The organism is Ruegeria sp. A4 (genome assembly GCF_056543025.1).
On record NZ_JBQGAW010000004.1, the window covers coordinates 39,956 to 52,883 of the forward strand.

Sequence of the window (12,928 nt, forward strand, 5' to 3'; positions counted from 1 at the left end):
GACGTGGCCCAGAATTCTGGTGTGCCACCACGTTAGCCGCGCGCGCGGATCACCTGTAGCAACGGCATCAGCGCTGCCATTTCCGGGCCGCGCTCCTTGCCGGTCAGCGCTTTGCGCAGCGGCATGAACAGACCTTTGCCCTTGCGACCGGTTGCCTCTTTCACGGCTTTGGTCCAGGTGCTCCAGGTCTCGCCGTCGAACGGACCTTCGGGCAGCAAAGCCATTGCCTGGGCAATAAATTCCTGATCTTCATCGGCGATCAGGGGATCGGCCCCGTCACGGCACAGCTCCCACCAGCCCTTGAGATCGGCCAGGGTGGTGATGTTTTCACGGGCCATGGCCCAGAAAGGTTCTGCCAATTCATCTGGAACACCGGCATCCGCAACGGCACTGGCCACATCTGACAGCGGCAGCGATTGCAAATGCCTCGCGGTCAGCGGGAACAGGTCCTGCACATCGAACTTGGTCGGCGCGGCGCCAAACCGGTTTACATCGAACCCTTCGATCAGCTCGGCCATTTCCGAGCGCAGCTCAACCGGATCAGACGAGCCCAGACGCGCCATAAGGCTCAGCAACGCCATCGGTTGCACACCCTGTTCGCGAAGATCGCGCAAGGCCAGCGTGCCCAGCCGTTTCGACAATGCCTCGCCCTGCGGACCAGTCAGCAGAGAATGGTGGGCAAAACGCGGACAACGCCCGCCCAGCGCCTCGATAATCTGGATCTGCGTCGCCGTGTTGGTCACATGGTCCGAACCCCGTACGACATCCGTCACGCCCATTTCAGTATCATCCACAACCGACGCAATCGTATAGAGAACCTGACCATCGCCACGGATCAAAACCGGATCGGAAACCGAAGCCGCATCAATCGAGATGTCGCCAAGAATGCCGTCATTCCATTCGATACGTTCATGATCCAGCTTGAAGCGCCAGACGCCGTTGCCACGTTCGGCGCGCAGCTTCTCTTTCTCGGCCTCCGACAGGTTCAGCGCAGCGCGGTCATAGACCGGCGGCTTGCCCATGTTCAGTTGCTTCTTGCGTTTCAGATCCAGCTCGGTCGGCGTTTCGAACGCTTCGTACAAACGACCCATCGCGCGCAGCTTGTCGGCCGCTTCGGCATAGCGGTCCAGACGGTCCGACTGACGCTCGACCCGGTCCCAATGCAAACCCAGCCATTCCAGGTCCTGCTTGATGGCATCGACATATTCTTCTTTCGACCGCTCAGGGTCGGTATCATCGATGCGCAGGATGAACGTACCGCCTGCCTTGCGGGCAATCAGATAGTTCATCAGGGCGGTGCGCAGGTTGCCCACATGGATGTAACCGGTGGGCGACGGGGCGAAACGGGTGGTTGTCATGGGTGTCTCCTGTTGGCGCGGCTCTTGTCACATGGGGGCGTTTTTGTCCAGCCGCCGCTTGATCCATCAGGTGATTCAGAAAGGTTTCACCGGCCACACCCTGTCGAGGTCGTCCAGTCCAGCGCGAATGAGTTCGCGCAAAACGCCCGTGTCGATATCCGCCAGTTTGTTGACGTAAAGACAGGACTTGCCCAGCTTGTACTTTCCCAATCTGGCCATGAGATCCGCAAAATCTGCGTAACCCGGCATGATGTAAATCACCAAAGCGGATTTGCGCGGCGAAAAACCGGTTGCCAGAAAGTCGCCTTCACGACCCGATTTGTAGCGATAGTGGTAGCGGCCATACCCGACGATCGACGGGCCCCACATGACCGGGCTAAACCCGGTGGTGGCGCGATACAATTTGTCAAGCTGGTGCGCGTCTTCAGCACGGCGCGCCGGTTGAACCGTTCTCAGGAAATTCTCGACGCTCTGATCTGTCGGAACTGTCTTGTTGTCTGATCGCGCCATGAACAAAAATTAACACGTATTATTCATCCATGCACCCCATCTGAATTGCGTATAAACTGGCAAGAGACTCTCGACGCCCTAACTGCAACAATGATGTCCTGACAGGGAGAACGAAGATGACAATAAAACTTACACGCCGCGCCGCTTTGGGAAGTGCCGCCGCCTTGCCGTTTGCAGCTGCCGCCGCACCGGTTCTGGCCGCCAGCCCGGAAACCAAAGCAAACTCGACCATCGCAAGGTCATTTCATATTGGCGATTTCACGGTCACGACCCTGCTGGATGGCAGCTTTCCACGCGACGGAGCCAAAGAGATTTTTGGGGGCGGAGCGACAGACGAAGAATTTGCCAAGGTTTCGGCTGAAAACTTCATTCCGGCAGACGTCGCACAGTTTTTCTTTACCCCCTCACTGGTCAACACGGGATCAGAGCTGGTTCTGTTTGATACCGGTCTGGGGCAAGGTGGCATACAGGCCGCGCTGGCAGATGCGGGCGTGACCCCGGATCAGATCGATGTGGTCGTGATAACGCATATGCACCCTGACCATATCGGTGGCATGACCACCGAAGGCGCGCCGACCTTTGCGAATGCGCGCTACGTGACGGCTTCTCCGGAATATGATTTCTGGGCTGCGCAGGACGCAGGCAATCGCGTGGGCGATCTGGTCGCTGAAAAAGTCACACCGCTGGCCGAGAAAATGACCTTTGTCGAAGACGGGGGCGAGGTTGCCTCGGGCATTACCGCAGTGGCCGCTTATGGCCACACACCGGGCCACACGGTCTACCATCTGGAAAGCAACGGGCAACGTCTGGTGCTGACGGCGGATCTGGCCAACCACTATGTCTGGTCTTTCGCCCATCCCGAATGGGAAGTCCGGTTTGACATGGACAAGGCCGCAGCCACTGCCGCACGCCGCGATGTTCTTGGCATGCTGGCTGCCGACAAAGTGCCGATGGTCGGCTATCACATGCCCTTCCCCGGCGCCGGGTATGTTGAGACCCGTGGAGAAGGCTTTCGCTTTGTCCCGGTCAGCTACCAGATGATGGGCTAAGCGTTCAGTACCCCGGATCCGGCCGCACTTTTGAACCGTCACTGAACCGCGACAAGCGAAAGGCGGCCGGGTCCACGCAAGGCGTTGTTTCGGCAACCAGATCAGCCATCAGCCGCCCCGCCCCGGGGCCGATTCCAAAGCCATGGCCTGAAAACCCCGTGGCAATGTACATTCCCGGCAGATCATCCACGCCCGAGATGACGGGAATGGCATCCGGCGTCACATCGATCATACCTGCCCAGCTTTGTACGATCTCGCCTGTTTGCACAGCTGGGTATCCCTTGCATGCACTGGCCCAGGCGCGTCGCAGTGCTTTTTGAGACGGCTCAGGGTCCAGGATCCGGCACTTTTCGAACGGCGTCACATCGGTTGGCAGCCATCTCCGATCCTGTTTTGCTTCGATCGTCCAGCGTTTGGACAGGCGAAAGCGCAGAGATTTCCACTCCTGTACAAAAGCCGGCAGGAACTGCATCGCCAATCGAAAACTGTCCGGCACGATGTCCACAGTATTTTCGTGACCAGACGCAATTGTGTAACCGCCATCGGCCCGTTTTCGGATCGCAAAGTCATCCGACCACAACGACGTCTCGGGCCCCTCTGCGATGGGGGATGTGCGCAGGACCGTATTCAGAACCTTCAGCTGCGGCAGTTCGATCCCCGCATTGCCTGCAAACAGGCGCGACCACGCACCCCCGGCCAGAACGACGCGGCCGCTGGCAACTTTGCCGCGCTCGGTGAAAACACCGGCGACACGTCCAGCCTGAACGTCCACACTGCGCACGGCGCAATTCGTCATGATCACTGCGCCCCGAGCCCGCGCGGCTTCGGCGATAGCGGGGGCTGTCCATTGAGGTTCGGCACGACCGTCCTGCGGCATGTACAAAGCGGTTTCAAAGCCCGATTGGTTGCCGTGCAAAAGGTCTGCCAACTCACCGCCAGAAACCATCCGCGCGCCGGTCTGCAATCCTTCGACATAGTGCAGCCAACGTTCCATGTTGCCGGTATCCCGCCTGCCGGATGCGCCAAAAAGGATACCGGATCGGGTGTAACCTGTCTTGCGGTCCAGCCGGTCATCGAGCGTCTGCCAGATGCGCAACGATTCCTGCATCAGGGGTATCTCTCTTGGGTCCCGCATCCCAAGACGGACCCAACCCCAATTTCGTGAACTTTGTTCGGCTGCAATCTGCCCTTTTTCGCACACAAGAACCGAAGCGCCCCGCTCTGCCAGTTCCAATGCGGTTGAAACGCCGATGATTCCGCCGCCGATGACCACGACATCAACGGTTTTGGGCAGGGCAAGATCAGGTTCTACAGGAGTCGGTTTGGGCGCGGTCATCAATAGGCCTTACTCTGTCGCTTGGACCGCCATGGAGACCAAAAGACAAAGCATGGGCAATACAAACTGCCACCGCAACATACGATTTTCGGCATCTGTGACCCAGACGCCTGAGGTTATAAGCGCATGGCCTAAGGTTACGCTGCGCCGGACAGTTCCGCCCATTTCTGGCGCAAGATCGCGGACAACCGCTTTTCCTTCAGCGCCGCTTGCGCGGATACGTCTTCCTGAGGAAGCAATTGCGGAAACTCTGGCCGCAACATGGCCGCTTTCTGATCTTCCGACTGCCGCTGCTCATTCAACAGATCGGCAATTGCTGCATCCAGCTTTTTTTCATCCAATTCTTGCGGCGGAGATTCCATTGTGCGCCATTTCAAAGGCGCATGAAGCGATCTTTCATAATCCTCGTACATTTTAACACCAAACCATTCACTCAGACATCCAACCCCGGATACGCTGCGTTCGCCACATTCGGCTTTCGCCATCAACGGCAATGCGTCGCATCCGCCCCACATTGGGCAACTTCCAAGCAAAAATGTGTCAGAAAAATGTCACCCAGGCAAGCCAGGGATGGCCTTTTTCGCCCGGTTGCACGGGCTTTGCCCCTCGATCAGGGAACAATGCACAGCACCGAAACTTCACTGTTTCCGATCTGACGAGTTTGGCTTCGATTTCAGTGACGATCACGCCAGCGATTTACGATCGGGTACCGCCGGTCCAGCCAGAATGCCCGCTTGCTCAAGCGCGTGCCCGGAGCGGACTGGAACCGCTTGTACTCGCTGATGTAGATCAGGTGCTCGACCTTCCGCGCGTCCGCCTCGTCAAATCCGGCGGCGACGCAATCCGCGATGGAGCCATCCTGATCGACCAGAATGTCAAGTATCGCGTCCAGCACGGGATAGTCCGGCAGGCTGTCACTGTCCTTCTGATCTTCGCGCAGTTCGGCGCTGGGGGGTTTGTCGATGACGGACGGGCGAATGACCTCTCCGTCAGGCCCCATCATCCAGTCTCGATGATTGGCGTTGCGCCAGCGGCAGGTTTCGAACACGCGGGTCTTGTACAGATCCTTGATCGGGTTGTAGCCGCCATTCATGTCGCCATAGATCGTGGCATAGCCCACCGCGACCTCGGACTTGTTGCCGGTGGTCAACAGCATTTCGCCGAATTTGTTCGAGATCGCCATCAGCAAAAGCCCGCGCAGGCGCGACTGAATGTTCTCCTCGGTCAAGCCTTCGTCCGACCCCGCAAATAGCGGAGCAAGCGTGTTGGTGACGGCAGCCCGGCTTTCCGAAATCGGCACATGGTCATAGTGCACACCAAGCGCCTTGGCGACGGCCTCGGCATCGTCCAATGACGCTTGGCTGGTATATTCCGACGGCAACATCACACAGCGAACATTGTCGGCCCCGATGGCATCCACCGCGATGGCCGCCACCAAGGCGGAATCGATCCCTCCGGACAGTCCCAGAACTGCCTTTTTGAAACCGGTCTTGCCCATATAGTCCCGCAGGGACTGCACCATCGCGCGATAATCCTGCTCCCACACATCCGGCTGGGGCACGATTTCTGCCGGCACAATGCGCCAGCCATCATCGCCGCGCTCAAGATCCACCTGAGAAACCACTTCGTCGAATACCGGCATCCGGAAGGCCAGCTCTCCGCCCGGGTTGAGACCGAAGCTGGCGCCGTCAAAAACCTGATCGTCCTGCCCGCCAACCATGTTCAGGTAGATCAGCGGCAGGCCCGTTTCGACCACGCGCGCGACCATATGGTTCAGACGTACATCGTATTTGTTCCGGAAATAGGGCGACCCATTGGGGATCAGCAGAAACTCGGCCCCGGTTTCCTCAAGCGTTTCCGCCACATCCGGGTGCCAGCCATCCTCGCAAATGGGGCTGCCGATCCGGAAGTTGCCAACCGAATACGGACCGCCCAGAGGACCCGCATCATACAGGCGCACTTCGTCGAAAACAGTCTCATTCGGCAGGTGGTGCTTCAGAACCTTGCTGGTGATCCGCCCCCCCTTCAGGATCAGATAGGCATTGTACAACTTGCCATCATCGACCCACGGACCACCCAGGGCAATCGCGGGCCCATCGGCGCATTTCCCGGCCAGAGTCTCGACCGCATCCATGGCCGCGCGATGAAACACCGGCTTCAGCACCAGATCCTGCGTGTTGTATCCGGTGATGAACATCTCGGGGAACGCCACCAGATCGGCCCCCGCCGCCTTGCCCTGTTCCCACGCGGAAACGACCTTGGCCGCATTGCCGTCGATATCCCCTACGGTCGGGTTCAGTTGCGCCAGAGTGATGCGAAAACGGTCGGCCATGCTGCCCTCTTGCCTCGTCAGTCCTATTGCCATTTAGCAGATCATCGCGCGAGTAAAAGGCCAATGCGGCAAAACCCGTTGCCCTGCCCTCGACGGTACCCTAGTTTTGCGCCCAGGGATGCAACCAACGATGATCCGGCAGGCAGGACCAAAATGAACGTGATCCGAAACTCAATTGGGGCTGTGGCCATGAGCCTGGCAACTGCGACCGCTTTTGCGCAGGACGGCACGATTATCGTCAAGGATGACGAAGTGGGCGGCGTCTACGAGGGCACTTATGAGAATGGCCTGCGCCACGGGACGGGTACGTATCGGCTGCCCAACGGGTTCGAATACACCGGCCAGTGGGTGGAAGGTGAAATTCAAGGCCAGGGCGTCACCAAGTACCCGGATGGATCGGTTTATGAAGGGGCGTTCGTCAAAGGTCAGCCTGACGGGCGCGGCAAGATCGTTTACGCCAATGGCAGCAGCTATGATGGAGAATGGTCCAACGGATCCATCAACGGCACGGGCGTCGCTGAATTTGCCAATGGCTCGCGCTATGAGGGTGAGTTCAGGAACGCACAACGGCACGGCAAGGGCAAACTGACCTTTCCCGATGGGTATGTCTACGATGGCGATTGGGTGGAGGGTCAGCGGCAAGGCAAGGCCACGATTACCTATGCCGATGGCAGCGTTTACGAAGGCGATGTCAACGCCGGCTTGCGCGATGGCACGGGCACCCAGACAATGCCTGACGGAATGGTATACGAAGGCGAATGGACGCAGGACCAGATCACCGGGACAGGTCGCCTGACCTATGCCAATGGTGATGTGTATGAAGGCGAGCTTGTGCAGGGGCGCCGTCAGGGCAAAGGCAAAGTAACTCACGCGTCAGGGGACGTCTACGAGGGCGATTTTGTCGATGATCGCCGCCATGGCAAAGGCACGTTCACCGGAACCGATGGATTTGTGTACACCGGCGACTGGAACCAGGGTCAGATAGAAGGCCTGGGTGAGCTGACCTATCCCGACGGTTCGGTTTACGTGGGCGATTTCGTGGCCGATCTGGCGGAAGGAAACGGCCGCATCACCTATCCCGACGGCTCCACTTACGAGGGTGAGTGGATCGCCGGCGTCATCGAAGGCCAGGGTACGGCGACCTATGCCACCGGCATGATCTATGAGGGTCAGTTCAAAAACGCACAAAGCCACGGCAAGGGTGTGATGACCCGCGCGGACGGTTCGATATATGACGGAGACTGGGTCAACGGGGTTCGTCAGGGAAAAGGCAAGGCGACCTACTCTGACGGCACGGTATACACCGGGGATTTCGTGAACGGTAAGCGCCACGGCAAAGGAGAAATCGTGACCCCTGCCGGGTTCAAATATGTCGGCGACTGGTCCGAAGGCAAAATCAACGGCGAAGGCATAGCGACCTATTCGAACGGTGACGTCTATGAGGGCAACTTTGTCGACAACAAAAGGCAGGGCAGCGGAACCATGCGCTATGCCAACGGGCAAGAAGAAACCGGTATCTGGGAAAACGGGGTTTTGCCAAATCAAACCCAGGACCAGCAGGGCGACGCAGACGCTCCGGCACAGCAGATAGACCCGGGTTCAGAGGCGGCACAGCCAGATCCGTCTGGCGAATGATCGTTCACCAGGGAACAGGTTTTCCGGCCCAGTCAAAGAACCCACCGGTATCCGCCGGGCGCAACCCGCCGATCACGGACATCAGGTTGCGCGCGGCTTCACCGGGTTCAACGGCGGGATGCCGGCCCAGATATTTCCGAGTAAACTCTGTTTTGACCGTGCCGGGATGCAGCGCAACACATATCGCCTGTTTATGGGTCCGGGCCAATTCAATTGCCGACGTATGGACGATTTGATTGACCGCGGCCTTGGCCGCGCGGTAGCTGATCCAGCCGCCCATCCGATTGTCGCCAATGGACCCGACCCGCGCGGACAATACAGCAAATACCGAACGCCGCTGTCGCGGCAACAACTGATGGGCCCGGCTTAGCACCAACGCCGGACCAACGGCATTCAGAGCAAACTGGTCCATCATTGCCCTTGCCGAAACAGATCGAATGGTCTTTTCGGGCGCATTGCCTGAAATCTCCAGCGCCCCGGAAGCGACAAGAACAAGATCGAACGGGCCCGATAGGCGTTCAAGCATCCGGCTTGCTCGATCTGGTTCCATCAGATCGAACCCCTCGACAGAGCGCGAGAGGCACGTCACCGCAACGCCCCGCGCCTCCAATTGCTCGCGTACGGCCGCACCGATCCCGCCGGACGCACCAATGATCAAAGCAGTATCCATCTGCGACCAGCTAGCGGCAGGGACGGATCAATCAAGGGACAGGGAATTTCCAACCCCCTACGCCGCAACTTGTCGAAAATTGGTTCTTTTCATTCCCGGCGGCGTCTGTATAACCTCAAACCCATGATCAACTGCGCAGATATCCCTTTTGCCAAAGCCGCCCCTCGCGGCGCGGTTCTGCGTGGCCTACTGATCCTAATCCGCCTCTGAGCGTGCCATCCGGCGCGCCCGCTCAGAGGAGGACGCCAGCGCGCCAACAGGCTTTAGGACAGACAAGAAAGAGATTCCCATGACCAACGTGACCGACCAAGACCGTGTCTTGATCTTCGATACCACTTTGCGCGACGGCGAGCAGAGCCCAGGCGCGACCATGACCCATGACGAAAAGCTCGAGATTGCCGAGCTGCTGGATGACATGGGCGTCGACATCATCGAAGCCGGTTTTCCGATCGCATCCGAAGGTGACTTCAAAGCGGTATCCGAGATCGCCAAGAACGCCAAGAACGCCCGTATCTGCGGTCTGGCACGCGCCAATTTCGCCGATATCGACCGCTGCTGGGAGGCGGTCAAACACGCGGAACAGAACCGCATTCACACCTTCATCGGCACCTCTCCGCTGCACCGCGCCATTCCGAACCTGACACAGGACGAGATGGCTGACAAAATCCACGAAACGGTCAGCCACGCGCGCAACCTGTGCGAAAACGTGCAGTGGTCGCCGATGGACGCGACCCGGACCGAATGGGATTACCTGTGCCGCGTCATCGAAATCGCGATCAAGGCCGGGGCGACCACCATCAACATCCCCGACACCGTGGGATATACTGCGCCGCTGGAATCAGCGGACCTGATCAAACGCCTGATCGAAACGGTTCCGGGCGCAGATGAGGTGATCTTTGCCACCCATTGTCATAACGACCTCGGCATGGCGACCGCGAATTCGCTGGCGGCGGTCATCGGTGGTGCGCGCCAGATCGAATGCACCATCAACGGCCTGGGCGAACGCGCCGGCAACACCGCCCTGGAAGAGGTCGTGATGGCAATGCGCACGCGCAATGACATCATGCCCTTCCACACCGGGATCGACACGACCAAGATCATGCATATCTCGCGCCGGGTCGCTACGGTGTCGGGCTTCAACGTGCAGTTCAACAAGGCCATCGTCGGCAAGAACGCGTTTGCCCACGAAAGCGGCATCCATCAGGACGGCATGCTCAAGAACCGCGACAATTTCGAGATCATGCGCCCCGAGGATATCGGCCTGTCGGGCACATCCCTGCCTCTGGGCAAACACTCGGGCCGCGCCGCTCTGCGCGACAAACTGGAAACGCTGGGCTTTGAAGTTGGCGACAATCAACTCAAAGACATCTTCGTGCGGTTCAAGGATTTGGCGGATCGCAAGAAAGAAGTGTTCGACGACGATCTCATTGCGCTGATGACCCTGGATGAGGCGGACGACTATCTGCAACTGGTGTCGATGAAAGTCACCTGCGGCACCGGCGGGCAGGCGGAATCGACGGTCGAGCTGGAAGTCGACGGCAAGGACGTCATCGCAACTGAACACGGTGACGGGCCGGTAGACGCGACCTTCAAGGCAATCCGTGCGATTTACCCCAACACGGCCCGCTTGCAGCTGTATCAGGTTCATGCGGTGACCGAAGGCACCGATGCGCAGGCCACGGTTTCGGTCAGGCTGGAAGAAGATGGCATGATCGCCACGGGTCAATCAGCGAACACGGATACCGTCGTGGCTTCGGCCAAAGCCTATATCCACGCGCTGAACCGCCTGATCGTGCGCCGGGAAAAGACCGGCCCGGGCGCGGATGCCCGCGAAATCAGCTACAAAGACCTGACCTGATCCAAAGTGGCGCGATGAGGGGCTCCCGCACCTGCGGTTGCCCGGCTGCGCCGAGCACCCTTGCAGCTTTGGGCCCGGCAGCGCGCCTGCGGCGCGCTGCCGGGCCCAACATGTTTGACGGCATCTCTGATGCAGGCAAACAGGGCGGGAGTATCGGTTGCATTTCTTTGGCTGGCCTCAGAGACCTGCAAATAGCTGCGACAGGCGTGTCGTTTCTTCCTCGATGCCGAATGGTGCGTTCAGAATGAACATCCCTGATCCCACCATCCGATGCCCTTCGCGCACCGGTGGAAATGTCACCTCATGACAAAAGGCCTTGGGGAAGTTTTGCGCTTCAAGCGTCGCGATCATCCGGGCGTGGCGTTTGTCCGTCAGAACCGGGTACCACAGGGCGATCACCCCGACATTCCATTTCCGGTGCAGTTTGGCAATCACTCCGGGCAGTCGATCGTAATCGGTCTTCACCTCATAGCTTGGGTCAATCAGCAAAAGCCCCCGTCGCGGCGTCGGAGGCAGCAGGGATTGCACCAGTTCAAACCCGTCCTGCTGATACACCTTCGCCCCGAACGGTGACATTGCCAAAGACAGCGCGGCATGTTCCTGGGGGTGCAGCTCGGCAAAATGCAGACTGTCCTGATCCCTCAACAGATGTGCTGCAATCATTGGCGATCCCGGATAGGCCGCGTCGCCGTGCCGGGCCTGTATGTTTTTCAGAACCCGCGCCATCGGATGTCCGGGGCCAAACCACCCTTCTCGTTGCGCGCGCGCGATTCCTGCCGCCGCCTCGCCCGTCCGCATGGATTCGTCCGCGTCCAACTGGTACAGCCCCCGCCCGGAGTGCGTTTCGACATAGCTGAGCGGCTTGTCCTTCTGCGTCAAATAATTCAGCACCCAGGCCAGCAATGCGTGCTTTTGGACATCAGCCAGATTCCCGGCGTGGTAAATGTGTTGATAAGAGAGCATTTTGCCTTCTAAAGTCCCATTCAATAAGGCGGAAAGGTGCTGATTGTCGCGGAATCAGCCCTTTTACCGGGCGTGATGGCACCCTATAAGTCATCCGTCCCGGAACCGTCGAGTCGCGGGCAGTAGAAAAACCGACATACAGGATCAGGGGAAACATGGGGATCTTTGGCAATCTGGGCGGCCTGTTCACAGCGGACATGGCCATCGACCTTGGAACGGCGAACACGCTGGTTTACGTCAAGGGGCGCGGTGTCATCCTGTCTGAGCCTTCGGTCGTAGCCTATCACGTCAAGGACGGCGTGAAGAAAGTTCTGGCTGTCGGCGAAGATGCCAAGCTGATGCTGGGCCGGACGCCCGGTTCTATCGAAGCCATCCGCCCCATGCGCGAAGGTGTGATTGCTGACTTCGATACAGCCGAAGAAATGATCAAACACTTCATCCGCAAGGTTCACAAGCGTTCGACTTTCTCGAAGCCCAAGATCATCGTCTGCGTTCCCCATGGCGCGACACCCGTTGAAAAGCGAGCGATCCGTCAGTCGGTTCTGTCCGCTGGTGCCCGCCGCGCCGGCCTGATCGCCGAACCGATCGCCGCCGCCATCGGCGCGGGCATGCCGATCACCGACCCGACCGGCAACATGGTCGTCGACATCGGCGGCGGCACCACCGAGGTGGCCGTTCTGTCGCTGGGCGACATCGTCTATGCCCGCTCGGTCCGCGTGGGTGGCGACCGCATGGACGAAGCCATCATCTCGTACCTGCGCCGTCAGCAGAACCTGCTGGTCGGTGAATCCACTGCGGAACGCATCAAGACCACCATAGGCACGGCGCGGATGCCTGATGATGGCCGCGGCCAGTCGATGCATATCCGGGGTCGTGACCTGTTGAACGGCGTACCCAAGGAAATCGAGATCAGCCAGGCCCAGGTCGCCGAGGCGCTGTCGGAACCCGTCCAGCAGATCTGCGAAGCGGTGATGACTGCGCTGGAAACCACTCCGCCCGATCTGGCCGCCGATATCGTGGATCGGGGCGTGATGTTGACCGGCGGTGGCGCGCTTCTGGGTGATCTGGATCTGGCCCTGCGCGAACAGACCGGCCTGGCCGTGTCGATTGCCGACGAAAGCCTTAATTGTGTGGCTTTGGGCACCGGCAAGGCGCTAGAATACGAAAAACAGCTGCGCCACGCGATTGACTACGAAAGCTGAGGCGCGCACCTTTCA

At 59.2% G+C, this 12,928-nt stretch carries 11 protein-coding genes; 4 read left to right on the top strand and 7 right to left on the bottom strand.

Annotation, left to right across the window (positions count from 1 at the left end):
• Positions 1-32: 32 nt before the first annotated feature.
• Positions 33-1,358, bottom strand: coding sequence for a glutamate--tRNA ligase (gltX, locus tag ACR0E2_RS13440; RefSeq protein WP_480446744.1), 1,326 nt, complete (start codon positions 1,356-1,358; stop codon positions 33-35).
• Positions 1,359-1,433: 75 nt separating this feature from the next.
• Positions 1,434-1,868 (bottom strand): DUF1801 domain-containing protein, encoded by a 435-nt coding sequence (locus tag ACR0E2_RS13445; protein WP_480446745.1) that lies wholly within the window; start codon positions 1,866-1,868, stop codon positions 1,434-1,436.
• Between the two features lie 116 nt (positions 1,869-1,984).
• Here ACR0E2_RS13445 and ACR0E2_RS13450 point away from each other — a divergent pair, with 116 nt between their 5' ends.
• Positions 1,985-2,917 carry an MBL fold metallo-hydrolase gene (locus ACR0E2_RS13450; RefSeq protein WP_171171063.1) on the top strand — a complete coding sequence of 311 codons (933 nt, stop codon included), beginning with the start codon at positions 1,985-1,987 and terminating at the stop codon, positions 2,915-2,917.
• Positions 2,918-2,921: 4 nt separating this feature from the next.
• On the opposite strand, the gene ACR0E2_RS13455 is transcribed toward ACR0E2_RS13450, so the two are convergent.
• From ACR0E2_RS13455 to ACR0E2_RS13465, 3 genes are all read right to left on the bottom strand, one after another.
• Complete coding sequence (locus tag ACR0E2_RS13455) at positions 2,922-4,253, bottom strand: NAD(P)/FAD-dependent oxidoreductase (protein ID WP_480446746.1); 1,332 nt, start codon at positions 4,251-4,253, stop codon at positions 2,922-2,924.
• A 137-nt stretch (positions 4,254-4,390) separates the two neighbouring features.
• A complete protein-coding gene (locus tag ACR0E2_RS13460; protein ID WP_480446748.1) occupies positions 4,391-4,615 on the bottom strand; it encodes a hypothetical protein in 225 nt (74 codons plus the stop codon).
• 311 nt (positions 4,616-4,926) lie between these two features.
• The gene (locus ACR0E2_RS13465) at positions 4,927-6,585 is read right to left on the bottom strand and encodes an NAD+ synthase (RefSeq protein WP_480446749.1); all 1,659 of its coding nucleotides are present in this window, start codon (positions 6,583-6,585) and stop codon (positions 4,927-4,929) included.
• 153 nt (positions 6,586-6,738) lie between these two features.
• Here ACR0E2_RS13465 and ACR0E2_RS13470 point away from each other — a divergent pair, with 153 nt between their 5' ends.
• Entirely contained in the window at positions 6,739-8,220 is a 1,482-nt protein-coding gene (locus tag ACR0E2_RS13470; protein ID WP_480446750.1) for an MORN repeat-containing protein, read from the top strand.
• Between the two features lie 4 nt (positions 8,221-8,224).
• On the opposite strand, the gene ACR0E2_RS13475 is transcribed toward ACR0E2_RS13470, so the two are convergent.
• Complete coding sequence (locus ACR0E2_RS13475; RefSeq protein WP_480446751.1) at positions 8,225-8,890, bottom strand: SDR family NAD(P)-dependent oxidoreductase; 666 nt, start codon at positions 8,888-8,890, stop codon at positions 8,225-8,227.
• Positions 8,891-9,179: 289 nt separating this feature from the next.
• Between ACR0E2_RS13475 and ACR0E2_RS13480 the strand changes: the two genes are divergently transcribed.
• The gene (locus ACR0E2_RS13480) at positions 9,180-10,748 is read left to right on the top strand and encodes a 2-isopropylmalate synthase (protein ID WP_171641715.1); all 1,569 of its coding nucleotides are present in this window, start codon (positions 9,180-9,182) and stop codon (positions 10,746-10,748) included.
• 177 nt (positions 10,749-10,925) lie between these two features.
• Here ACR0E2_RS13480 and ACR0E2_RS13485 read toward each other — a convergent pair whose 3' ends face one another.
• Entirely contained in the window at positions 10,926-11,711 is a 786-nt protein-coding gene (locus ACR0E2_RS13485) for a 23S rRNA (adenine(2030)-N(6))-methyltransferase RlmJ (RefSeq protein ID WP_480446752.1), read from the bottom strand.
• Positions 11,712-11,866: 155 nt separating this feature from the next.
• Between ACR0E2_RS13485 and ACR0E2_RS13490 the strand changes: the two genes are divergently transcribed.
• Complete coding sequence (locus ACR0E2_RS13490; protein ID WP_039523195.1) at positions 11,867-12,913, top strand: rod shape-determining protein; 1,047 nt, start codon at positions 11,867-11,869, stop codon at positions 12,911-12,913.
• The last annotated feature ends 15 nt before the right edge of the window (positions 12,914-12,928 follow it).

Coding starts and splice junctions, on each gene's coding strand:
- gltX (WP_480446744.1), bottom strand. CDS start 1,358: ATGACAACCACCCGTTTCGCCCCGTCGCCCACCGGTTACATCCATGTG.
- ACR0E2_RS13445 (WP_480446745.1), bottom strand. CDS start 1,868: ATGGCGCGATCAGACAACAAGACAGTTCCGACAGATCAGAGCGTCGAG.
- ACR0E2_RS13450 (WP_171171063.1), top strand. CDS start 1,985: ATGACAATAAAACTTACACGCCGCGCCGCTTTGGGAAGTGCCGCCGCC.
- ACR0E2_RS13455 (WP_480446746.1), bottom strand. CDS start 4,253: ATGACCGCGCCCAAACCGACTCCTGTAGAACCTGATCTTGCCCTGCCC.
- ACR0E2_RS13460 (WP_480446748.1), bottom strand. CDS start 4,615: ATGGAATCTCCGCCGCAAGAATTGGATGAAAAAAAGCTGGATGCAGCA.
- ACR0E2_RS13465 (WP_480446749.1), bottom strand. CDS start 6,585: ATGGCCGACCGTTTTCGCATCACTCTGGCGCAACTGAACCCGACCGTA.
- ACR0E2_RS13470 (WP_480446750.1), top strand. CDS start 6,739: ATGAACGTGATCCGAAACTCAATTGGGGCTGTGGCCATGAGCCTGGCA.
- ACR0E2_RS13475 (WP_480446751.1), bottom strand. CDS start 8,890: ATGGATACTGCTTTGATCATTGGTGCGTCCGGCGGGATCGGTGCGGCC.
- ACR0E2_RS13480 (WP_171641715.1), top strand. CDS start 9,180: ATGACCAACGTGACCGACCAAGACCGTGTCTTGATCTTCGATACCACT.
- ACR0E2_RS13485 (WP_480446752.1), bottom strand. CDS start 11,711: ATGCTCTCTTATCAACACATTTACCACGCCGGGAATCTGGCTGATGTC.
- ACR0E2_RS13490 (WP_039523195.1), top strand. CDS start 11,867: ATGGGGATCTTTGGCAATCTGGGCGGCCTGTTCACAGCGGACATGGCC.